This is a genomic window from Amycolatopsis panacis, from assembly GCF_003600245.1.
GTDB lineage: Bacteria > Actinomycetota > Actinomycetes > Mycobacteriales > Pseudonocardiaceae > Amycolatopsis > Amycolatopsis sulphurea.
This window is the reverse complement of sequence record NZ_QZFV01000131.1, coordinates 116,135-138,525: the sequence shown is the minus strand read 5'-3', so window position 1 is coordinate 138,525 and position 22,391 is coordinate 116,135. Positions and strand designations below refer to the sequence as shown.

Genomic DNA, 22,391 nt, shown 5'->3' with positions numbered 1-22,391 from the left:
CCGCATTGCGACCCCTCCTTTCCCCTTGTCGCGCACCCTGACATTTCGTGCCGGCGAGCACTGGTACCAACGTCTCCTCCGGCCTCGCCCGGCGTTTCGCTGCCGTCACCCGTGGTGAAGAGCGGTGTCGCCCATTCCACACCATCGCCCTGCGTTCGTAAGCCGCGTCGCAGCCGCTGCCCGGCACCCACGCCGATCAACAGCCTCAGCACCACCTCCACTCAATACATCCGCGCCACGATCACCAGAGACATCACCGAAACAATCGCCGCCGCCCGCTCACCTCACTCTGCTGCTCACTCCGCTTGGTCCCACCTCTTCTCCCTTTCCCCTCCGGTCGCCCCGTGCTATGTTCTCCATCAGAACGTCTGTGCGCTATGCGAACAGGCTACCGCAGAGAAGACCTCAAGGGAAGGGCTCGAGATGGCACGGGTGCTGTCGCTCGGCGAGGCGATCGCCGCGCTGGTGCACGACGGGGAAACTGTCGCGCTCGAGGGGTTCACGCACCTCATCCCGGTCGCGGCCGGTCACGAGATCATCCGGCAGGGCCGCACGGGTCTCACCCTGATACGGATGACCCCGGACATCGTTTACGACCAGCTCATCGGCGCTGGATGCGCGAGCAAGCTGATCTTCTCCTGGGGTGGCAATCCCGGCGTCGGCTCGTTGCACCGCTTTCGCGACGCCGTACAGCACTCCTGGCCGGTACCCCTGGAAATCGAAGAGCACAGTCACGCGGGGATGGCCAATCGCTACGTCGCCGGTGCGTCGGGGCTGCCGTTCGCCGTGCTGCGCGGGTACACCGGCACCGACTTGCCCGCGCAGACCGACACGATCAAGCCGATCACCTGCCCGTTCACCGGAGAGCGGCTCACCGCGGTTCCTGCGCTGAACCCGGATGTCGCGATCGTGCACGCCCAGCGCGCCGACCGGATGGGCAACGTGCAGCTGTGGGGGATCGCCGGGATTCAGAAGGAAGCCGTACTCGCGGCGAAACGGTCGCTGGTCACCGTGGAAGAGATCGTCGACGAGCTGGAACCGCGGCCGGGGGCACTCGTGCTGCCCGGCTGGGCGGTGACTGCCGTCGCCGAGGTGCCGGGTGGCGCCAGGCCGTCCTACGCGGCCGGCTATTACGAGCGCGACAACGCTGCCTATCAGGCGTGGGACGCCATCGGGCGGGACCGCGAGGAATTCACCCGCTGGCTGGCCGGGCTGACCGGAGTGAACGCATGAACGAGTACACCGCAGACGAGATGATGAGCGTTGCTGCGGCCCGTGCGCTCGGTGAAGGCATGTCCTGCTTCGTCGGCATCGGGCTGCCCAGCACCGCCGCGAATCTCGCGCGCCGCACGCATGCGCCGAACCTCGCGTTGATCTACGAATCCGGTTGTCTCGGCGCGAAACCCGCGCGCTTGCCGCTGTCGATCGGTGACGGCGAACTGGCCGAGACCGCCGATGCGGTGGTGAGTGTGCCCGAAGTGTTCAACTACTGGCTCCAGCCGGGCCGGATCGATGTCGGCTTCCTCGGCGCTGCGCAGCTGGACAGGTTCGGCAATCTCAACACCACGGTGATCGGCGCCGACTACCACAATCCGAAGGTGCGCCTGCCCGGAGCGGGTGGGGCGCCGGAAATCGCGGCCTCCTGCAAGGAGGTGTTCGTGGTGTTGCGGCAGAACACCAGAACGTTCGTGGAGAAGGTCGATTTCGTCACGTCGTTCGGCCACGGCACCGGGCGTGGCGACCGGGAGCGGCTCGGCCTGCGCGGGGCGGGGCCGACCCTCGTGATCACCGATCTCGGGCTGCTGCGGCCCGATCCGGAGACCGCCGAGCTGACGCTCACCGAACTGCACCCGGGGATCGAGCCGGTGGAAGTCGTCGAGGCCACCGGGTGGACCCTGAAAGTGGCCGAGAACCTGATCACCACCCCCGCACCCACCGAAGATGAACTGTCCCTGCTCCGCGCACTGAAGAAGGCCGGCGAATGAGCGACGTCTACCTGTTCGACGCGATCCGTACTCCGTTCGGCCGCCACGGCGGCGCACTGGCGAAGACCCGGCCCGACGACCTGGCCGCCGGGCTGTTGCGCACCCTCGTCCAGCGCAACGACCTCGACCCCGGCACTGTCGATGAGGTGCTGCTCGGCGACGCGAACGGGGCGGGTGAGGACAACCGCAACGTCGCGCGGATGGCCACGCTGCTCGCCGGCTGGCCGACTTCGGTCCCGGCCGCGACGGTCAACCGGCTGTGTGCGTCCGGGCTCGACGCGGTCCTGCACGCGAGCCGGACCATCCAGGTCGGTGACGCCTCGTTGATCGCCGCCGGCGGAGTCGAGTCGATGAGCCGGGCGCCATTGGTGATGGCCAAGCCGGACAAGGCTTTTCCGGCCGCCAACCAGACGTTGTACAACTCTGCGCTCGGGTGGCGCATGGTCAACCCGGCGATGCCCGCGGAGTACGTGATCTCCAATGGCGAGGCCACCGAGTACCTCGCCGGGCGTTACGGCATCGGCCGCGACGAGCAAGACGAGTTCTCCGTGCGCAGTCACCGCAACGCGGCCCGCGCCTGGGACGAAGGGTTCTACGCCGACCACGTCGTGCCGGTCGAGGGCGCGGAGCTGGACCGGGACGAAGGTATCCGGCCCGATTCCACGACGGAGAAGCTGGCCAAGCTCAAACCGGCCTTCCAAGCCGAGGGCGGCACGGTGACCGCTGGCAACTCGTCGCCGCTCAGTGACGGGGCGTCCATGCTGTTGCTGGGTGACGAGGAGGCCGGGCGGCGGCTGGGCCGGGATTCGCTGGCCCGGATCGCCGGCCGGGGCGCGGCCGGGGTTGATCCGAACCTCTTCGGCATCGGGCCGGTACGGGCCGCGGAACTCGCGCTCGAACGGGCCGGGATCGGGTGGGGCGACGTGGCGGCGCTGGAACTCAACGAGGCGTTCGCCGCGCAATCCCTCGCCTGCCTGCGGGAGTGGAAGGAACTCGACCCGGCGCTGGTGAACGTGCACGGCGGCGCGATCGCGATCGGGCATCCGCTCGCTGCGTCGGGCGGCCGGATTCTCGGCACGCTCGCCCGGCAGCTGCGCCGCACCGGCGGACGGTGGGGGGTCGCGGCGATCTGTATCGGCGTCGGTCAGGGTCTCGCGGTCGTCCTCGAGAACGTCTGAGAAGGGAGGACAACCGGCCGCACAGAGTGGCAGCCGGGCTATTTCGGGCGGGCTGACTCCCGAACCGATCACGGAGGTTGAATGGACAGAGACCGGCACGAGGCGGGTCTGCGTGTTCGCTGCGAGGCGCTGGGTATGGATTACAAGGTTCGTGCTGTGGTGGACGCTACCGAGTTCGGCAGTCGGTCCCGGCAGACCTCACCGAGGTGGGTTTCGGGTGAGGCGCGGATGCGCGGCGAGCTGGATGCGTGGACCCTCGGCCGAAGTCGGCTCTCCGTGTCGCGCTATCACGAAGAGCTGGTGACGGCAGGTCACGCGGTGCGCTGCGACGGGATTACTGCGGACGAGGTCGGTGAAGGTCTGCTGGACACCGGTGTGCCGGCGGTCGGCCGAGCCTGGGCGATCATGCTGCGGACCAGCGCCGAGCTGGGAGAAGCCGCGGCCTGGCGACCGGCCGGATAAGGTTCGGGGCATGGATTCCGAGGAGCCGGCCGAACGCGGCGCACACCACGTGCAGTCGCTGGAACGTGGGCTATCGGTGATCAAGGCGTTCAGCGCCGAGGCGCCGCATCGCACGCTCAGCGACGTCGCCCGCGTCACCGGGCTGACTCGCGCAGCCGCGCGGCGCTTCCTGCTCACCCTCGTCGACCTCGGTTACGTGCGCACGGACGGCAAGTACTTCTCGCTCACGGCGCGGGTGCTGGAGCTGGGGTACGCGTTCCTGTCCAGCATGAGCCTTGCCGACGTGGCGCAACCCCATCTGGAGCGGCTTTCGGCGCAGGTGCACGAATCCAGCTCTGTGTCCGTGCTGGAGGTCCCGGACATCGTGTATGTCGCCCGCGTCGCGGTGTCGCGGATCATGACGGTGAGCATCAATGTCGGCACCCGGTTTCCGGCCTACGCGACGTCGATGGGGCACGTGCTGCTCGCCGACATGACGCCGGTCGAGCTGGAAGCCTTCCTGATCGTCACCGATTTCGAGCGGCTCACCGAGAACACCCTGACCGACCGCGAATCGCTGAACGCCGAGCTGGCCGTCGTCGGCCGTCAAGGGTGGGCCATGGTCGACCAGGAACTCGAGGAAGGACTGCGCTCGGTCGCCGCCCCGATCCGGGACAGCAGAGGACGGGCGGTGGCCGCGATCAACATCTCCACGCACGCCAGCCGTACCTCTGCGGAGACCGCGCGCAACGACCTCGTGCCCCCGTTGCTGGCCACCGCTGCCGCCATCTCGGCCGACCTGCGGCTGACCGCTTCATCCCAGGCCGCACATGGCTGAGATTCAGGCAGCGTATGGCTGAACCGGTCGCCGGGCTGCTCCTCGCCGCCGGTGCGGGGCGGCGGTTCGGCAAGCCGAAGGCGCTTGTCGAGTTCGAAGGTGAAGCGCTGGTGCAGCGAGCCGTCCACACGCTCGCCGAAGCCGGGTGCGAACCCGTGCGGGTGGTGGTCGGGGCGGCCGCGGGCGAGGTTCGTCGGCTGCTGCCGGACCATCTCGAAGTCATCGAGGCGACCCGATGGCGCGAGGGGATGGGGGAATCGCTCGCTGCCGGTCTCGGGCACTTGATCGACCGGGAGACGCGCGCTGTCGCCGTGCTGGTGCACCTGGTCGACCTGCCGTGGGTGCCGCCTGCCGCGCTCCGGCGGGTGCTCGCCGGAGCGGGGGAGGCCACGGTGGCTCGCGCTGCGTATGACGGGGTGCCCGGCCACCCGGTCCTGTTCGGCCGCCGATGGTGGCCGGAGATCGCCGCCGCGGCGACCGGTGACCGTGGTGCCCGCGATTGGCTCAAGCCCCGCACCGACGTACGCCTCGTCGAATGTGGCGACCTGGGTACCGGGCGCGACGTCGACCGCCCGGCAGACCTCGAATGGCCCGGCGCTGCGGAGGACTGACCGGGTCCGCGTCGCTGTCTGGGACGGGTCTCGTCCGGGCTCGTTCCGGCTTGTCCGGTTGGGCATTGGCGGTGCACGGCTGGGCGGGGTCATGGGCGGCGGGCTCTGTGAGGGCATCGGGCTGCGGCGGTGCACGGCGGGTGGGCTGCGTGTCAGTGGGTGCAGTGGCGGGTGTGTTCTGGTGGCGATGCCGGGTGACCGCCTCGTGCGCAGAGTTGATGCCTGGCGGGCGGGGCGGGCTGGACAGTGCTTGGTCAGGCTGGGCTGGGATGCCGCATCAGATTGGGGGTGGGCCGCCGGTGCCTGATGGGGTATGAAGCATCGGACGCCGCACCAGGTTTGGCGGAGGCCGCCGTCACTCGGCGGGTCGGGGCCGGGCTGCTGGTTTCCGGCTGCGCTGAGGTAGAGCGATCCTGCGCTGCGGCGGCGGGCCGGGCCGAGGTGGGTTGGGCCAGGCCGAGCCGGGCGCCGGGCTGGGCCGGGCCAAGTCGGGTTGGGCCGGGCCGGGCCGGCTTGGGGAGGCACACCGGTTCTCGCGCCGAGCCGGGGCCGTTGATGCGCGGCCGGACCGAAGTGCGGCACCATCGGTGCACGGCCGGGTCAGCGTAGGGCAGCACGTCGGCAGCCGGAGAACCCGAGTCTCCCGGCGCTCAGGGGTGGCCGGGCTTGAAACAGCGCCAGGACCCCGTCCGGCCCTACGATCGACGGCGTGACCGCCTCTCCTGCCTCGCCTGAGGAACTGATCGCCGCGCTGGACGGTGTGGGGTATCTCGCCGATGAAGGGGTGGCGACGGCCGGGTTTCTGGCGTTGCGACTGCGGCGGCCGTTGTTCTGCGAGGGGGAGCCGGGGACCGGTAAGACCTCGTTGGCGCTCGCGTTGGCTGATGGGCTCGGGTTGCCGTTGGTCCGGTTGCAGTGTCACGAGGGGATCGACGCTGCGCAGGCGTTGTACGAATGGGATTTTCCGCGCCAGCTGCTCCACCTGCGGGCGCTTGAAGCGGCCGAGGGCGGGCGGCTGGACGCGGACACCGCGGAGCGGTCGCTTTACACCGAGCGGTTCCTGCTGGCCCGGCCGTTGCTGCAGGCGCTGACCAACGCGCCGTGCGTACTGCTGGTGGACGAGATCGACCGCGCGGACGACGAGTTCGAGGCCTTCCTCCTGCAGTTGCTTGACGAATACGCAGTCACGATTCCCGAGTACGGCGAGATCCGTGCCGAGCAACCCCCGCTGGTGGTGCTCACCTCGAACCGCACGCGCGAGGTGCACGACGCGCTCAAACGCCGGTGCCTTTACCACTGGCTGGAGCATCCCGACCTCCCTCGCGAGATCCGGATCCTGCGCCGCCGGGTACCGGGGCTCGGCGAGACGCTCGCCCGGCAGGTCGCCGAGGCGGTGCACCGGCTCCGCGATCTGGAACTGCTGAAACCGCCCGGGACCGCCGAATCGCTGGACTGGGCGCGGGCATTGCTGGCGTTGGACCGCGACGAACTGGACACGGCAACAGCGGCGCGCACGCTTGGCGCGGTGCTCAAGTACAGCGAAGACCTGGATCGGGTACGGGCCAAACTGGACGTTCTGTTTGCCTGAACCGACGGAAAAACGCGTTGACCCGGGTCCGGCGGCTCGGTCATGCTGGACGTGCCCGCAAGCCTGGAGAAATCCCTTCGCCATCCGTTCCTGCCGGAATCGCCGGCAGGGCAAGCACGCTCTTCGCGCCCACCCGGGGGTTCCCGGGTCCGGCCGCCGTGAAGAGCACCTGGTCCGCGCCGCCGTTTCCGCACGGGAACGGCGGCGCGGACCGCCTTTTCCACCACCACCCGGAGCGCAGGCCGGCGATACAGCAGTCCGGCAGTACCGCGACCGGCGACGCTGCGGCGGGGGGTAGGGCAACCTGGGGGACGCGGCAGACCGGCTGCACCGCAGATCGCGGACGCAGCAGACTGGCGGCACCGCAGGCCGGGGACACCGCAGGCCAGGGACACCGAAGATGCAGCACGCCGGGGAGACGGCAGGTCGGTGACGCACAGGCCAGCGACACCGCAGGTCGGCGACACGGCACGCGGGGGACGCGGCAGACCAGGGGGCATTCCAGGTTGGCGGGTAGCAGGCCGGGGGACACCGCCGCAGGAGATGCAGGCCCGGGGGTACGGCAACCCAGAGTCACGGCATGCCAGGGACACCCGCAGACCGGCGGCACAGCAAATCCGACCGGCGGCAAACCTGACGACGGCAGATTGGACCGGAGGCAAACCAGCCGGCCGCAGACCAGACTGGCGGCAGATCAGACCGGCGGTGCAGCAAACGCGCCGACCGCAGACCAGGCTGGCGGCGGACCAGACTGGCGGCAGATCAGACCGGCAGTGCAGCAAACGCGCCGACCGCAGACCAGGCTGGCGGCGGACCAGACTGGCGGCAGACCCAACCAGCAAACCCGACCACCAACAGCCCAGACCGCCGCGCGGCGAACCCGGGACACAATGGAGGCATGGACACCGAACGGGCGGACCCGCTCGCGGGGTTTGCCGGGTTCGCGGCGGCCCTGCGTGTGGCGGGGGTGGCCGTCGACGCGCGTCGGGTGCAGGCCTACCTTGCGGCGGTCGGGCAGGTTGATCTTGCGCAGCCGACGCAGGTTTACTGGGCCGGCCGGCTGACGTTGTGCGCCGATCCGGACGATCTGCCGCGGTACGAGGAGGCGTTCGCGCGGTGGTTCTCCGTCGACGAAGGGCCGTCGAAACAGGGTGGGGCGCCGGTGCCGAGGCGTGCGCGAATCGCGCCGCTCGTGGCCGGTGGGGAAGGGGAGACGGAGGGCGCGGGAGCCGAAGAGCAGCTGCGGGTGGCTGCGAGTGACCATGAAGTCTTGCGCCACCGCGATCTTGCCGAACTCAGCAAAGCCGAGCGTGAGCATTTGCGGGAGCTTCTCGCCACTTTGCGGCCTGAGTTGCCCCGGCGTCGGGCTGCGCGTCGCGTACCCGCGCATCGTGGGCGGCTTGATGCGTCGCGCACGCTGCGGGCGATGCTTGCCGACGGTGGTGAGCCTGTTCGTCTCGCGTATCAGCGTCGTGGCACGCGGCAGCGGCGTGTGGTGTTGTTGATCGACGTCTCCGGTTCGATGAGTCCGTACGCGGACTCCCTGCTGCGCTTCGCGCACGTACTCACCAGAGCAGCGCCGGCAGCGGTCGAAGTGTTCACGTTGGGTACTCGGATGACCCGGGTATCGCGACAGTTGCGTCAGCGCGATCCGGAACTGGCCATGCTCGCCGCGGGTAGCGCAGTGCCCGATTTCGCCGGCGGTACGCGCCTTGGCGAGACGCTGCGCGTTTTTCTCGACCGCTGGGGACAGCGTGGCGTCGCGCGACGCGCAGTGGTCGCCATATTCTCCGACGGCTGGGAGCGGGGCGACCTACGGCTGCTGTCGGATCAGCTCGGCAGGTTACGCCGCCTGGCGCACGCCGTATTCTGGGTGAATCCCCATGCGGGGAAGGAGGGCTACGCGCCGGTCCAGTCCGGTATCGTCGCCGCCCTTCCCCATATCGATCGGTTATTGGCCGGGCACAGCCTGGTGACGTTGGAACAACTGCTTCGGGAGATGGCCGATGCGTGACGTACTCGACGACGTGTATCGCCGCTGGCAGGCAGGAGAAACCGTCGGCCTCGGGACGGTGGTGGCCACGTTCTCGTCGGCGCCGCGTGCGCCGGGCGCTTCGATGGTGGTCGCGCCGGACGGCACGGTGGCCGGCAGCGTGTCCGGTGGTTGTGTCGAAGGCGCGGTGTACGAGCTGGCGCGGGAAGTGGTCGCCGAGCGAAAGCCGGTGCTGCAGCGTTACGGCGTCACCGACGACGACGCCTTCGCGGTCGGGTTGACGTGCGGCGGCATCATCGACATCTTCGTCGAGCCGGTGGACCGCGCATCGATGCCGGAGCTGGGCCAGGTGGTCGAATCGGTGCGCGCGGGCGAGCCGGTCGCCGTGGTCACTGTGATCGAGCACGAATCGGCCGGGCTGGTCGGCGAGCGCCTGATCGTCTGGCCGGACAGGGTCGAAGGTTCGCTCGGTTCGTCCAGGATGGACGACGCGGTCTCGGACGACGCGCGCGGCCTGCTCGCGTCGGGGCGCACCGGCACGCTGCACTACGGCCCGGACGGCCAGCGCCGCGGTGAAGGAATGGCGGTGTTCGTGAATTCGTTCGAACCGCCGCCGCGGCTGCTTGTGTTCGGCGCGATCGACTTCGCCGCCGCGATGGCCCGGATGGGTGCCTACCTGGGTTACCAGGTGACGGTGTGCGACGCGCGTCCGGTTTTCGCTACCAGCAGCCGTTTCCCGGATGCGCACGAGGTCGTGGTCGACTGGCCGCACCGCTATCTGACGGCCGAGGCAGAAGCGGGCCGGATCGACGCGCGCACCGCGATCGCGGTGCTCACCCACGACCCGAAGTTCGACGTGCCGCTGCTGGAAGTGGCGCTGCGGCTGGAGGTCGGTTACGTCGGCGCGATGGGCTCGCGCAAAACCCACGACGATCGGTTCGCCCGGCTGCGCGAAGCAGGCATCACCGAGTCCGAATTGGAGCGATTGTCCTCGCCGATCGGCCTCGACCTCGGCGCGCGCACGCCGGAGGAGACCGCGGTGTCCATCGCCGCGGAGATCATCGCGCTGCGCTGGAGCGGCACCGGGCGCAGGCTGGCCGCGTTGAACGGGCGCATCCACAACTGAGGCGGAAGCGCCGGCGGGTGATGGTTGAGGTGCTGTGAAGGGTCCCTTCACGGTCTCTTGGTCCGTGAAGGGACCCTTCACGGCCTTCAGGGCATAGGTGGGGGCCGGAAAAATCACCCATCCGAAGTGCCGTATCCGCGGCGTTCCACCGCGATTGCCGGCGCAGATGCGGAATCGGCTGGGCGGCGGGGGACATCAGGACTTGTCCGCGCGCGGAAGGAGTAGCAGGCTCGGATGTGAGGCCGATCACCATCGCGCCTGGCCGTTCCCGAACCGGCCCGCCGGCGTTGCCGAGACCTGGCGGGCATTCGCTCTTGGAGGCCTTTGATGCGCATCACCGTCACTGTCGACGGCTCGAAGTACACCGACGACGTAGAGCCGCGCATGCTTCTCGTCCACTATCTGCGGGAGCGAGCCGGAAAGGTGGGCACCGTCGTCGGCTGCGACACCAGCAACTGCGGCGCCTGCACGGTGCACCTGGACGGGCACAGCGTGAAGTCCTGTTCGGTCCTCGCGGTGCAGGCCGACGGCTGCGAGGTCACCACCGTCGAAGGGCTCTCCCGGGACGGCCGGCTGCATCCGGTCCAGCAGGCGTTCCACGACAATCACGCGCTGCAGTGCGGATTCTGCACACCGGGCATGATCATGCAGTCGATCGATCTGCTGGCGGACAATCCGGATCCGGACGAACAGGCGATCCGCGAAGGGCTCGAGGGCAACCTCTGCCGCTGCACGGGCTACCAGAACATCGTGCGCGCGGTCCGGGACGCGGCGGACCACATGAGCCCGGGCGCCGGTCCCGAGGCCGAACAGATCAAGCACGTCGGCGTGGGTGGTGAATGATGACCGCGACCGTGGAACCCGAGGTCGGCAAGGCTCGCCGCCGCAAGGAGGACGAACGGCTGATCACCGGCCGCACGCGCTGGACCGACAACATCGCGTTGCCCGGCATGCTGCACCTGGCCGTGCTCCGCAGCCCGTTGGCGCACGCGAGGATCACCGCGATCGACACGTCCGGGGCGAAGGAATTCCCGGGCGTGATCGCCGTCTACACCGCGGCCGATCTCGATCCCGAGGGCAGCATCGGCATGCCGTGCGCGTGGCCGGTCACCCCGGACATGGCCGCGCCGCGGCGTCCGGTGCTCGCCGCCGAGCGGGTGAACTTCGCCGGGGAGGGTGTGGCCGTGGTGGTCGCCCGGTCCGCCGCCGAGGCGCACGACGCGCTCGAAGCGATCGAGGTCGACTACGACGAGTTGCCGCCGGTGCTGGACATGGAGGCGGCGCTGGCCGAGGGCGCGCCGCTGGTGCACGAGGAGCTGGGCAGCAACAAGAACGCGGTCTGGGTCTTCGATTCGGCCGGCGCGGGCACCGGCGGGGACGTCGAGCAGGCGCTCGCGTCCTCGGAAATCGTGCTGAAGCGCCGGTTCCGCCAGCAGCGGCTGGTGCCCGCGTTCATGGAGCCGCGCGCGTGCGTGGTCGATCCGACCGGCCCCCAGCTCACCCTGTGGTCGGCCACCCAGGTGCCGCACATCCTGCGGGTGATGGCCGCGCTGACGCTCGGCATCCCGGAGCACAGGCTGCGCGTGATCGCCCCGGACGTGGGCGGCGGCTTCGGTGGCAAGATCGCCGTGCTGCCCGAGGAGATGATGGCGCTGCTCATCGCGGGCAAGCTCGGGAAACCGGTGAAGTGGAACGAATCCCGGTCCGAGACGATGCTCGCCGCGCACCACGGGCGGGACCAGATCCAGGACATCACCGTGTCCGCGAACGCCGACGGCACGCTCACCGGGCTGAAGGTCGAGCTGCTGGCCAACCTCGGCGCCTACAACGGACTGGTCGGGCCGGGTGTGCCGATCCTCGGCGCGTTCATGTTCAACGCCATCTACAAGATCCCGGCCTATCATTTCGCCTGCACCAACGTGTTCACCACGACCACGCTCACCGACGCCTACCGCGGCGCCGGACGGCCGGAGGCGACGTTCGCGATCGAGCGGATCATCGACGAGCTGGCCGACGAGCTGGGCATGGATCCACTGGAACTGCGGGAAAAGAACTGGATCCGGCACGAGGAGTTCCCGTACACCACGGTGGCCGGGCTGACCTACGACTCCGGCAACTACGAGGCGGCCACGGCGAAGGCGAAGGAGCTGTTCGGCTACGACGCGCTGCGCCGGGAGCAGGCCCAGCGGCGCGCGGCGAACGACCCGGTACAGCTGGGCATCGGGGTCTCCACGTTCACCGAGATGTGCGGGCTGGCGCCCTCGCGGGTGCTCGGCTCGCTCGACTACGGGGCAGGCGGCTGGGAATACGCCTCGCTGCGGATGCTGCCCACCGGCAAGGTCGAGGTCACCACCGGCGCTTCGGCGCACGGGCAGGGGCACGAGACCGCGTGGAGCCAGATCGTCGCCGATCAGCTGGGCGTGCCGTTCGAGGACGTCGAGGTGCTGCACGGGGACACCCAGTCCGCGCACAAGGGCATGGACACCTACGGCTCCCGGTCGCTGGTGGTCGGCGGGATCGCGATCGTCAAGGCCGCGGAGAAGGTCGTCGCCAAAGCCCGGCCGATCGCCGCGCACCTGCTGGAGTGTGCGGAGGACGACCTGGAGTTCGCCGGCGGCAGGTTCGTGGTGAAGGGCACCGACTCGGCGACCACGATCCAGGACATCGCACTCGCGGTGTTCGCCGCGCACAATCTGCCGGACGGCGTCGAACCCTCCCTGGATTCGGACGCGACCTTCGACCCGGAGAATTTCTCGTTCCCCCATGGTACACACCTGTGTGCGGCCGAGGTGGACACCGAGACCGGCCGGGTTTCGCTGCGCTCGTACGTGTGCGTGGACGACATCGGCAAAGTGGTCAACCCCCTGATCGTGGAAGGTCAGGTGCACGGCGGGCTCGCGCAGGGCATCGCGCAGGCGTTGTACGAGGAGGCAGTGCACGACGAGAGCGGCACGCTGACCACCGGTACATTCGCCGACTACCTGCTGCCTTCGGCGGCGGACCTGCCGTCGTTCACCACGGCGCGCACCGAGACGCCGTCGACCACGAATCCCTTGGGCGCCAAGGGAGTGGGTGAAGCGGGCACGATCGCGTCCACGCCCGCGGTGGTCAACGCCGTGGTCGACGCGGTGCGGCAGTTCGGCGTGGACGACATCGAAATGCCGCTCTCGCCGATGCGCGTGTGGCGCGCCGTGCAGTCCGGTACCGCTTCGAACGACGGAGGTGCCCAGTGATCCCGGCCCCGTTCGACTACGTCGCTCCGTCCAGTGTGGACGAAGCAGTGCAGGCGCTCGCCGCCGCGGGTGAGGATGCGAAGGTGCTGGCCGGCGGGCAGAGCCTGTTGCCGGTGCTGCGGATGCGGCTCGCCGCACCGTCCACAGTGGTCGATCTGGGCAAGATCGCCGAGCTGCGGGGCGTGCGCGAGGAAGAGGGCACGCTGGTGGTCGGTGCGATGACCACGCACTACGACGTGCAGCGCGATCCGCTGGTCGCCGAGCACGCGGCGCTGGTCAAGGAGGCCACGGACACCGTCGCCGACCCGCAGGTGCGCCACCGCGGCACGTTCGGCGGGTCGATCGCGCACGCGGATCCGGCGGGTGACCTGCTGGCCCCGGTCCTGGCGCTGGACGGCGTACTGGTGATCGCCGGACCGGGCGGCCGGCGGACGATGCCCGCCGCGGAGTTCTTCCAGGACTACTTCACCACGGCGCTGGCTCCGGACGAACTGCTCGTCGAGGTGCGGCTGCCCAAGCACACCGGTTGGCGTGCGCATTACGAAAAGTTCAACCGGGTGGCGCAAGCCTGGTCGATGTGCGCGGTGGCGGCGACGGTACGCACCGAGGGCGGCGTGATCGAGGAGGCCCGGATCGCGCTCACCAACATGGGTGCGACACCGGTTCGGGCGACGGCGGTCGAGCGGGCGCTGCTCGGTGCTCCGGCGAACGCGGAAACGATCCGGGCGGCCGCCGCACACGCGGCCGAGGGCACCAGTCCGGCCCCGGACGGCAACTCCGATGTCGCCTACCGGCAACACCTCGCTCGGGTCCTCACCGGACGGGCGATCACCGCCGCCGTCGGCTGATCCGGTGGCGGCCGGGGCGTCGCGTCGTATGGTGGAGGGATCTGCCCGGCGTTGCGCAGGAGAGGAGGTCGGCCCGTGCGGCTCGACCACGAATTCACCGTGCCCGCCCCGTTCGAGGAGGTCTGGCAGGCCGTCCTCGATCCCGCGCGGGTCGCGCCGTGTCTGCCCGGTGCCTCCCTGACCAAGGTGGAGGGGGATTCCTTCGCCGGTACGGTGAAGGTGAAAATGGGGCCGATCTCGTTGCTGTACAAGGGGAACGGCGAGTACCTGGAAAAGGGCGAAGCGGCCGGCAAGGTGGTCATCAAGGCCTCCGGCAAGGATTCCCGCGGCGCCGGCACGGCGGCGGCCACGGTGACGCTGACCCTGACCGGCCAGCCCGGCGGTGCCACGCACGGGGCGGTTGCCACCGAACTGGCCATCACCGGGCGGCCGGCGCAGTTCGGCCGCGGCATGATCTCGGAGGTGGGCGGGCGGATTCTGGATACGTTCGCGGTGAATCTGGCCCGGTCGCTGGCGGAGACCGCGGTGGGTCCGGCTGGCTCGACTGGTTCGGCGGCTCCGGGGGAGACCGCGGCGGCCGATGAGGCGGAGCGGGCTGCGGCTGCGGGTGGGGCTGGTGTGAGCGATGGGGCTGCTGAGGCTGAGGCGACAGCGACGGGTCAGGTCGGTGTGACTGGTGGGGTTGCAGAGTCTGGCGGCGTGGTGGGGTCTGGTGGGGCTGCGGCGATGGGTAAGGCTGCTGTGACTGGCGGGACTGGTAGTGCTGCAGAGTCTGGCGGTACGGCTGGGACTGGGAGTGCGGCTGGGGGTGTGGGTGGGACTGGGAGTGCGGCTGGGGACGCAGGTGTGGCTGGGAGCGTGGGTGCGGGCGGGGCTGGTCCTGACCGTGTGGGTGAGTCCGGGTCCGGTACGGAGGCCGGCACTGCCGGTGCCGGTGAGGCCGGAGGATCCGGATCCTCGGGAAAGCCTCGGTTGCGCAGCGTCCCCGCGGGTGGTGCGACCGGTGAGGCGGAGCCGATCGATCTGCTCGACTACGCCGGCCGGTCCGTGGCCAAGCGGGTGATCCCGGTCGTCGGGGGTGCGGTGGTGCTGGCCGTGGTGCTGGCGATCGTTCGCCGGGTGCGGCGTCGTTGAACGCTTGAACGCTGTCGTGGAGGGCTTCGCCGGGCCTCGAATGCCTCGCTCGGTTCGTGGTGAAACGGGTGATAACGGTCGTCGGCTGCCGGGGTGGAGCGGTGATGCCGGTCGCTGGGGCCGGCGATCGCGTTACTGCGTCACTGAACGCTGTATCGACGAGTCGCGGCAGGTCTGGACAGGCCTGCCGCTGTCCGCGGGGTGAGTGCCGATCAGCGGCCGAAGCCAGTCCATAGTGGACTGCGGCAGGTTCGGCGCGCCAGCCGTGAACCTGGACCGGATCCGGCCCGCGTCGGCAGCGGGACTGGACCAGGCCTGGTTCGCGGTGGCGGTGAATCTGGACCGGATCCGGCCCGCGTCGGCAGCGGGACTGGACCAGGCTCGGTTCGCGGCGACGGTGAAACCAGCCCGGATTCGGTCCGCGTCAGCAGCCGAACCGGACCGAGTCCGGGCTGGGTCAGCCTGCTCCGCGCCGGTTCCGGAGCATCCGCAGCACGCGGCGCAGTTGCGGCCGCGACGGCAGGTAGTACCCGAAGAACAGCGCGCGGGAAAGCCACGCCGGGCGACCGTGGAACGACATGCCCCAGGCTTCGAGGACGGCGTGCCCGCGGCCGAAACCGGCGGTCACCCCGACGCTCTTCCAGGTGAACTCCCGTTGCGTCCGGCCCTGGACGGCGCGGGCGATGTTGCGGCCGATCCAGCTGCCCTGGCCGATGGCCCAGGCGGCGTCGACGGGGCAGGTCTGTCCGGAGGCGAGCGGGATCGACGCGGCGTCACCACCACACCAGATGTTCGGCGCGATCTGCAGCAGCCGGTCGGTCCGCAGGGCACCCCGGGAATCGACCGGCAGGTCGTCGAGGCCGGGCAGCGGACGTGGGCGGTGGCCGACTGCGGCGACGACCGTCGCGGTGGGCAGCCACCGGCCGTCGTCCAGTTTCACGCCGTCCGGAGCCACGGAGACCACGCGCGCGGGAGCGATCAGGGCGACTCCGTTGGCCCGCATTTCCTTGCGGACATGCGCGCGAAGCTTGGGCGGCAGCTCCCGGGCGATGTGTTCCGTCGCACTGACAAGCACGACCTTGGCAAGCTCGTGCCCGCCCGCGGCCGCGCGGGACATTCGCTGGGCGATCGCGACGGACGTTTCGACGCCGGCCAGCCCGCCTCCGGCCACCACCACCGACAGCAAGGCTTTGCGCTGCTCCGGTGACGAGGACTCCAAAGGCTCCGCAAGGCACCGGTCGAGCTGGGTCACGAGCGCCTCGGTCCGGCCGGCCGCGCGCAGCCGGAAGGCGTGTTCCTGCATCCCTTCGACACTGTCGACGTTCTCGTACTGTCCCGTGCCCACGACGAGGTAGTCGTAGTGCAGGGTCTCCGTCGCCCCGTCGGTCAGGGAGACTTCGACGGTCTGCGCGTCGCGGTCCACCCGCTGGGCGAGGCCCCGGACATGCCGTGCGCCCGGCATCGCTTCGGCGATCGGGCTGAGCTGGGCCTGCGGCGGCAGCTCGCCGGACAGTACCTCGCCGGTCCAGCCGTGGAAGGCGTGCGCGTCCGCGGGCGCCACCACGGTGAAATCGACCTCGCGGCCGAGCTTGCGCTTGAGCGCGCGATGCGCCCAGATCGACAGATATCCCGCGCCGAGCAGGAGAACTCGGTGGCGTCCGTGTGTTCGGGTCATCCCCGGCCTTCCAGCGCTCGACGGTTATTTGATCTCGCGATGTGAGCGTAATGCGGCAAAGAGCAACGTTCCCCTCATCGCGGCGTTGTGTGGACATTCGGCCCGCCGGTCGGGGGAAATACGGGAAATACCCGGCACCGAAAGTTGTTGAACGTTTCATGACTGTTGCGGATCACGCTGCGGACGTCGTGGTGATCGGGGCCGGCCAGGCCGGGCTTTCGGCGGCGTATCACCTGCGCCGCGCGGGTTTCGCCAACGACAGCGGGTTCGTCGTGCTCGACCACGGCAAATGCGCCGGTGGAGCTTGGCAGTACCGGTGGCCGTCACTGGTACTGGGCAAGGTGCACGGCATCCATGACTTGCCCGGGATGGCTTTCGGCATGCCTGACGTGACGCGCCCGGCGAGCGAAGTCGTCTCGGAGTATTTCGCTCGCTTCGAGCGCACCTTCGACCTACCGGTGCGCCGTCCGGCCGACGTTACTGCCGTACGTCGCGCGGGGGAGCGGCTGATGGTCGAAACGCCTGCGGAGACTTGGGAAGCGCGCGCGGTGATCAGCGCGACCGGGACGTGGGACCGTCCGTTCCTTCCGTACTACCCGGGTAGTTTCGCCGGGCGGCAGCTGCACACCGCCGACTACCGCGGCGCCGAGGAGTTTCGCGGGCGCCGCGTGGTCGTCGTCGGCGGTGGTGCGTCGGCGGTGCAGCTGCAGATGGAGATCGCGCCCGTTGCCCAGTCGGTCACTTGGGTCACGCGTCGTCCGCCGGTGTGGCGTGACGAACCGTTCAGCGAGAACTGGGGACGGCACGCGGTGGCGAAGGTGGAACGCCGTGTACGCGAAGGACTTCCACCGGAGAGTGTGGTGAGCGTGACCGACTTGGCGGTGACGGCCGAGGTCCGCGCGGCCCGCACCGCCGGTTATCTCGACCGTCAGCCGATGTTCGATCGCCTTGTCCCCGAAGGCGTCGTATGGTCCGACGGCCGCTTCGCGCCCGCCGACATCATCCTGTGGGCTACCGGTTTCCGCGCTTCGATCGACCACCTCGCGCCGCTGCACCTGCGTACGCGCGGCGGTGGGATTCGGCTCGACGGCACGCGGGTGCTCGCCGAACCGCGGCTGCACCTGGTCGGGTACGGCCCCTCGGCGAGCACCATCGGCGCTAATCGCGCCGGTCGTGCCGCGGTGCGTGAAATCGGGCGGCTGCTGGGGAAATGACCCCGGTCAGCAGCCCTTGAAGTGACGATCGGCGGACCAGCCCGTGTTCGCCCAGGTGTCCGGCGCCGCCGGGTGGAAGCCGGGATACTGCTTGGTCAGTTCCGTGAGCAGCCACTGGGTGAACCGCGCCGCGCCCTGCGGGCAGGTGTGGACGCCGTCCGAGCTGCGGTCGGCCTTGCCCCCCTTGTTCTGCTCGTACTGCGAACCCCAGACCGGGCTCGCGTCCAGCGCGACGGCCTGGCCGCCGGAACCGTCCGCGACCGTGCGGGCCACCTCGGTGGTCTGCGCCAGCTCGGTCATGTGGTCCTTGTAGAAGTCGTCGGCCTTGATCGGCGGCATGGTCACGAACATCGTCTTGGCGCCGGCATTGCGGGCGGTGGTCACCAGCTTCTCGTAGCCTGCCTGCTGGTCCTGTTTGCTGCCCCAGTCGTAGCTGGTGGACTGGTAAATCACCAGGCCCGGCTTCGCCGAGGAGATCTTCTTCTCGATGTCCGGCCAGCTCTCCTCCGAGGACGGGCCGACCACGTTGCCGCCGCCCTCCGTCGCGATCGATTCGAACTCGGCACCGGTGGCCTTGAACGCGGCGCTCATCGGCAGGGCTTCCCCGACCGCGACCGAGTCGCCGAGGAAGAGCGTCTTCGGCAGGCTGGAGCCGCGGCCGCCCTCGGCGGTGGAGGTCTGGGAACACGCGGTGAGCAGCAGCCCGGCGAGGGCGAGTACGAGCATTCGAGGCTTGATCATGACCATCACGGTGCCGGGCGTGCGTCCCGGCCTGCCCTCCGCGATGTCCCGGTTCTGTCGCAAGCCCCTCGAACCCCCGCCTGCTCGCGGCGAGCCGGGCGGGCATTGTCCATACTGGACCGGTGGTGGCGATATTGCTCATCGAGGACGATCCATTGGTGCGGCGCGGGCTGGAACTCGCGCTGTCCCGGCACGGACACGTCGTGCGCACCGCGGAGACCGGGGAGGCCGGCCTCGACGCGTTCGTCGCCGCGACCCCGGACCTGGTGGTACTCGATCTGATGCTCCCGGGCATCGACGGGTTCGAGGTGTGCCGCCGGATCCGCCGCGCCGGCGACGTCCCGGTCATCATGCTCACCGCGCGCGGTGACGACTTCGACGTCGTCGGCGGGCTGGCCGCCGGTGCCGACGACTACGTGATCAAACCGGCCCAGCCCACGGTGCTGGACGCGCGGATCCGCGCGGTGCTGCGCCGGACGCAAGGCAGCGGCGAGGGCGTCCGCATGCACGGCGACCTGCGGATCGACACCGCCTCGCTGACCGTTTCACTGTGTGGCGAGCAGGTGCCGCTCACGCCGACCGAACTGCGTTTGCTGCTCACCGTCTCCCGGGGCCCCGGCCGGGTGTTCTCCCGCCAGCAGCTGCTGGAGGAGGTCTGGGAGCACGATTATCTGGGCACCGACCGGCGGCGCCTGGACGTGGTCGTGGCCAACCTCGTCGGCAACGCGCTGCGCCACGGTGCCCCGCCGGTGGCGGTGCGGGTCTCGGCCCCGGGCGAGAAGGTCCGGATCGAGGTCACCGATCACGGTCCGGGCCTGTCCGAGGAGGTGCTGCCGCACGTGTTCGACCGGTTCTACAAGGCCGACGCGGCGCGGGTGCGCACGCCCGGCAGCGGGCTGGGGCTGGCGATCGCGCTGGAGAACGTCCGGTTGCACGGTGGCACGCTCATCGCGGAGAACACCGGGAGCGGCGCCCGGTTCGTGCTGGAACTGCCGAGGGAGAACCGGTGAAACGGGTCTGGCCACTGCTGCTCGTCCTGCTGCTGGCTGGCTGCGGGGTCGAGCCCGCCGGTCCGGCGCCGGGAGGGGAGGCGCCGACCGGGGTGGCCCCGGGGGTCACGTTGTACCTCGTGGACGAGCACCAGCAGCTCCAGCCGGACCTGCGCCTGGGCGGACAGCTCGGCACCATCTCGGACGCGCTGGCCCTGCTGCTGAATCCCGGTCGCCGCACGTCATCGGGCCTGCATACGGAGATCGCGGACATTTCGGGTCCCCAGTCCCGGGTGACCATGGCGCCGGGCCTGATCCAGATCTCGGTGCCGTTGACCGTGCAGAACCTCTCGCCGCTCGGCATCGACCAGATCGTCTGCACCGCGCTCGGCGTGTATGTCCAGAGCGGCGGGCCGCGCACGACCGAGGTGCAGGTGAGTTTCATCCAGCCCACCCCGGCCTCGGACGTGCGGCGGACCTGCCCGCTGATCAGCCCAGGCCGCTGAGGTCGATCCCGGGTGCCGGGGGCTCCGGCACGAGCACCCACACCAGGATGAGGGCCACCGTCGCGGCTGCGAACGTCATTACGCCGGGGCGGCCTTTCGCCCAGCGCGCGCGGAATCGGATCGGGTCTTCGACGAAGTACTTCGACAGCGCGGCCAGTGCGATCGACACGGCGATGACCACCACTGTCCGCAGCCAGCCGTCGAGCCCGATCCTCTCCGGCGAGAGGAGCACGTACACCGGCCAGTGCCACAGGTACAGGCTGTAGGAGATCCGCCCGAGCCACCGCAGGGGACGGGCGGCGAAGGCTTTGGACACCAGCGCCCGCGGCTGGAGTGCGACCAGGCCGATCAACAGGGCCGCGGCGAGCGAGTGCGCGAAGAGACCGCCGGTGTAGAGCCATCCGGAAGTGGTTCCGTCCGCGAAGGCCCACAGCGTCGCCATGCCGATGACCAGCAGTGGGAGCGCGAAGCGGCCCCATCGTCCGGCGCGCAGCGGCACGACTGCGACGGCGGCGCCCAGCAGCAGCGAGAACGCACGGGTGTCGGTGCCGGTGTAGACCCGCGTCGGATCCGCCGGGTCGACGAGCAGGACCATCAGCACCAGCGACGCGACCGAGGCCACCATCGCGACCGTCGCGATCCGGGGGGCTACCCGCCGTGTGAATGCGGCGATGATCAGCACGACCACCGGCCACACCACGTAGAACTGTTCTTCGACGGCGATGCTCCACAAGTGCTCGAACACCCGGCTCGGCCCGAACCGGTCCCAGTAGGTCGCGGATTCGGCGAGCAGATGCCAGTTGACGAGGTTCGCCTGCACCCACGGCCCGTCGGACAGCGTCGAACGCACCATGGTCGGGTCCGCGACCAGCCGCACCACCACGGTGACCACCGCGAGCAGCACCGCCAGCGCCGGGAAGAGACGGCGGATCCGCCTGCCCCAGAAGGACATCAGCGAGACCCGGCCGGTGGCCTGGACCTCGCGCAGCAGCAGTCCGGTGATGAGATACCCGGAGAGCGCGAAGAACAGGTCCACGCCGAGGAAGCCGCCGGGCAGATTTCCGGTGTGGAACACCAGCACGCCGAAGATCGCGACCCCGCGGATCCCGTCGAGCGCGGGGAGATGCGGGGCGGCGCGGTGGATCGGCCTGGTCATCTCGCCGACGGAGGGGAGATGCGCCTCGGTGCCCGGCCTCGGCAGGTACGCGGGCATCGGCATGGTGGGTGGCTCGGCGTCCGGCATGGCTTCGAGGGTGGGGTGCCGCGGTGGCGGAGCCGTCCTCGTCAGGTCGCAGTTGTGTCGTGACCGGCTCGGCACACGTCTCGACCCCATGCAGGCGATCAGGCGGAGCGCCGCGCGCTCCTACTTCCGGCCCAGTCCGGCGGTGATCCTGGTCAGATAGGCGAGGCTGGTGGCGACGTCCCGTCCCGGCCGGTCCGCGGGGCTGCCTTCGCCGAGCGCGGTGTCCTGCTCCAGCACGTACCACCCGTCGTAGCCCGCTTCGTCGACGAAACGGACCACCGCCTCGATGTCCACATCGCCCTCGCCGAGCGGGACGTAGAGGCCCCGGCCGACGGCCTCGGCGTAGGGGAGTTCGCCCGCTCGCACGGCCGCGGCCAGCTCGCCGCGCACGTCTTTGAGGTGCAGATGGCCCACTCGTGACGGGTGTCTGCGCGCGAGCGCGACCGGGTCGGTGCCGCCGATCAGCAGGTGCCCGGTGTCCAGGCACAGCGGCAGAGCCGAATCGGCGAGGAACCGCTCCACCTCGGCTTCGGTCTCCACGTGCGTGCCGATGTGCGGGTGCAGCACGGTCTTCACACCGTGGCCCGTGGCCAGCTCCGCGATCCGCGCCGCTGTCGTGACCAAAGTGGACCATTCGGCCTCGTCGAGCGCGGGCCGTTCGTCGTAACCGGCCAGCCCGGTCGCCGCGGCGAGCACGAGCACTTCGGCCCCGCACGCGGCGAACAGCGCGGCGGACCCGGCCGCTTCGGCGAGGGCGGCGTCGGGGTCCCGGTGCAGCGTGACCGCGAGGAATCCGCCGGCCAGCTCCAGCCGGTGCCCGCCGAGCAGGGCCTTGAGCTCGCCCGGATCGCGGGGCAGGTAGCCCGGCGGGCCGAGTTCGGTCGCGGTGATGCCGAGCCCGGCCATCTCGCCGAGCACCGCCGGGGCATCGAGCACACGGCCCCAGCCGGGCACCTCGCACACCCCCCACGAGATCGGCGCGGCCGCGACCCGCAGCTTCCGCGCGGTCGTCATGAATCCCTTTCCACCGCACGGGATCGGCCGGACG

19 protein-coding genes and 1 pseudogene are annotated in these 22,391 nt (G+C 70.1%); 16 read left to right on the top strand and 4 right to left on the bottom strand.

Annotated features, from left to right (window positions below; translation table 11 throughout):
* Positions 1–423 precede the first annotated feature (423 nt).
* The 13 genes and pseudogenes from D5S19_RS28250 to D5S19_RS33930 form a co-directional block, all read left to right on the top strand.
* Positions 424–1,233 carry a CoA transferase subunit A gene (locus D5S19_RS28250; RefSeq protein WP_120026399.1) on the top strand — a complete coding sequence of 270 codons (810 nt, stop codon included), beginning with the start codon at positions 424–426 and terminating at the stop codon, positions 1,231–1,233.
* A complete protein-coding gene (locus tag D5S19_RS28245; RefSeq protein ID WP_120026398.1) occupies positions 1,230–1,985 on the top strand; it encodes a CoA-transferase subunit beta in 756 nt (251 codons plus the stop codon). The genes D5S19_RS28250 and D5S19_RS28245 overlap by 4 nt, the downstream gene beginning before the upstream one ends.
* Complete coding sequence (locus tag D5S19_RS28240) at positions 1,982–3,163, top strand: thiolase family protein (protein ID WP_120026397.1); 1,182 nt, start codon at positions 1,982–1,984, stop codon at positions 3,161–3,163. The genes D5S19_RS28245 and D5S19_RS28240 overlap by 4 nt, the downstream gene beginning before the upstream one ends.
* Before the next feature lie 81 nt (positions 3,164–3,244).
* A complete protein-coding gene (locus tag D5S19_RS28235) occupies positions 3,245–3,625 on the top strand; it encodes a hypothetical protein (RefSeq protein ID WP_120026396.1) in 381 nt (126 codons plus the stop codon).
* Positions 3,626–3,635: 10 nt separating this feature from the next.
* Positions 3,636–4,442, top strand: coding sequence for an IclR family transcriptional regulator domain-containing protein (locus tag D5S19_RS28230; protein WP_120026395.1), 807 nt, complete (start codon positions 3,636–3,638; stop codon positions 4,440–4,442).
* Positions 4,443–4,456: 14 nt separating this feature from the next.
* Positions 4,457–5,053, top strand: coding sequence for a nucleotidyltransferase family protein (locus tag D5S19_RS28225; RefSeq protein WP_120026394.1), 597 nt, complete (start codon positions 4,457–4,459; stop codon positions 5,051–5,053).
* 709 nt (positions 5,054–5,762) lie between these two features.
* On the top strand, positions 5,763–6,641 hold the full coding sequence (locus D5S19_RS28220; protein ID WP_120026393.1) for an AAA family ATPase: 879 nt from the start codon (positions 5,763–5,765) through the stop codon (positions 6,639–6,641).
* A gap of 898 nt (positions 6,642–7,539) precedes the next feature.
* Positions 7,540–8,655, top strand: coding sequence for a vWA domain-containing protein (locus D5S19_RS28215; protein WP_120026392.1), 1,116 nt, complete (start codon positions 7,540–7,542; stop codon positions 8,653–8,655).
* A complete protein-coding gene (locus D5S19_RS28210) occupies positions 8,648–9,760 on the top strand; it encodes an XdhC family protein (RefSeq protein WP_120026391.1) in 1,113 nt (370 codons plus the stop codon). The genes D5S19_RS28215 and D5S19_RS28210 overlap by 8 nt, the downstream gene beginning before the upstream one ends.
* Positions 9,761–10,087: 327 nt before the next feature.
* Entirely contained in the window at positions 10,088–10,603 is a 516-nt protein-coding gene (locus D5S19_RS28205) for a (2Fe-2S)-binding protein (RefSeq protein WP_120026390.1), read from the top strand.
* On the top strand, positions 10,603–12,993 hold the full coding sequence (locus D5S19_RS28200) for a xanthine dehydrogenase family protein molybdopterin-binding subunit (RefSeq protein WP_120026389.1): 2,391 nt from the start codon (positions 10,603–10,605) through the stop codon (positions 12,991–12,993). The genes D5S19_RS28205 and D5S19_RS28200 overlap by 1 nt, the downstream gene beginning before the upstream one ends.
* Complete coding sequence (locus D5S19_RS28195; protein WP_120026388.1) at positions 12,990–13,841, top strand: FAD binding domain-containing protein; 852 nt, start codon at positions 12,990–12,992, stop codon at positions 13,839–13,841. Before D5S19_RS28200 ends, D5S19_RS28195 begins: the two co-directional genes overlap by 4 nt.
* A 75-nt stretch (positions 13,842–13,916) precedes the next feature.
* Positions 13,917–14,379: pseudogene (locus D5S19_RS33930) on the top strand (SRPBCC family protein); the annotation flags it as partial.
* Between the two features lie 1,053 nt (positions 14,380–15,432).
* On the opposite strand, the gene D5S19_RS28185 reads toward D5S19_RS33930, so the two are convergent.
* The gene (locus D5S19_RS28185) at positions 15,433–16,650 is read right to left on the bottom strand and encodes an NAD(P)/FAD-dependent oxidoreductase (RefSeq protein WP_120026386.1); all 1,218 of its coding nucleotides are present in this window, start codon (positions 16,648–16,650) and stop codon (positions 15,433–15,435) included.
* 158 nt (positions 16,651–16,808) lie between these two features.
* Between D5S19_RS28185 and D5S19_RS28180 the strand changes: the two genes are divergently transcribed.
* Positions 16,809–17,864 carry an NAD(P)-binding domain-containing protein gene (locus tag D5S19_RS28180; RefSeq protein WP_120026385.1) on the top strand — a complete coding sequence of 352 codons (1,056 nt, stop codon included), beginning with the start codon at positions 16,809–16,811 and terminating at the stop codon, positions 17,862–17,864.
* A 6-nt stretch (positions 17,865–17,870) separates the two neighbouring features.
* Here D5S19_RS28180 and D5S19_RS28175 read toward each other — a convergent pair whose 3' ends face one another.
* The gene (locus tag D5S19_RS28175; RefSeq protein WP_120026439.1) at positions 17,871–18,605 is read right to left on the bottom strand and encodes an SGNH/GDSL hydrolase family protein; all 735 of its coding nucleotides are present in this window, start codon (positions 18,603–18,605) and stop codon (positions 17,871–17,873) included.
* Positions 18,606–18,727: 122 nt separating this feature from the next.
* Between D5S19_RS28175 and D5S19_RS33645 the strand changes: the two genes are divergently transcribed.
* Positions 18,728–19,615, top strand: a complete 888-nt coding sequence (locus D5S19_RS33645) for an ATP-binding response regulator (RefSeq protein ID WP_120026384.1) — start codon at positions 18,728–18,730, stop codon at positions 19,613–19,615.
* The gene (locus tag D5S19_RS28165; protein WP_120026383.1) at positions 19,612–20,100 is read left to right on the top strand and encodes a hypothetical protein; all 489 of its coding nucleotides are present in this window, start codon (positions 19,612–19,614) and stop codon (positions 20,098–20,100) included. The genes D5S19_RS33645 and D5S19_RS28165 overlap by 4 nt, the downstream gene beginning before the upstream one ends.
* On the opposite strand, the gene D5S19_RS28160 is transcribed toward D5S19_RS28165, so the two are convergent.
* Both D5S19_RS28160 and D5S19_RS28155 read right to left on the bottom strand, forming a co-directional pair.
* Positions 20,084–21,343, bottom strand: a complete 1,260-nt coding sequence (locus D5S19_RS28160; protein ID WP_233574213.1) for an acyltransferase family protein — start codon at positions 21,341–21,343, stop codon at positions 20,084–20,086. The genes D5S19_RS28165 and D5S19_RS28160 overlap by 17 nt on opposite strands.
* Positions 21,344–21,463: 120 nt before the next feature.
* Positions 21,464–22,357: a sugar phosphate isomerase/epimerase family protein gene (locus D5S19_RS28155; RefSeq protein ID WP_120026382.1), complete on the bottom strand. Its 894-nt coding sequence runs from the start codon at positions 22,355–22,357 to the stop codon at positions 21,464–21,466.
* Positions 22,358–22,391: the final 34 nt, after the last annotated feature.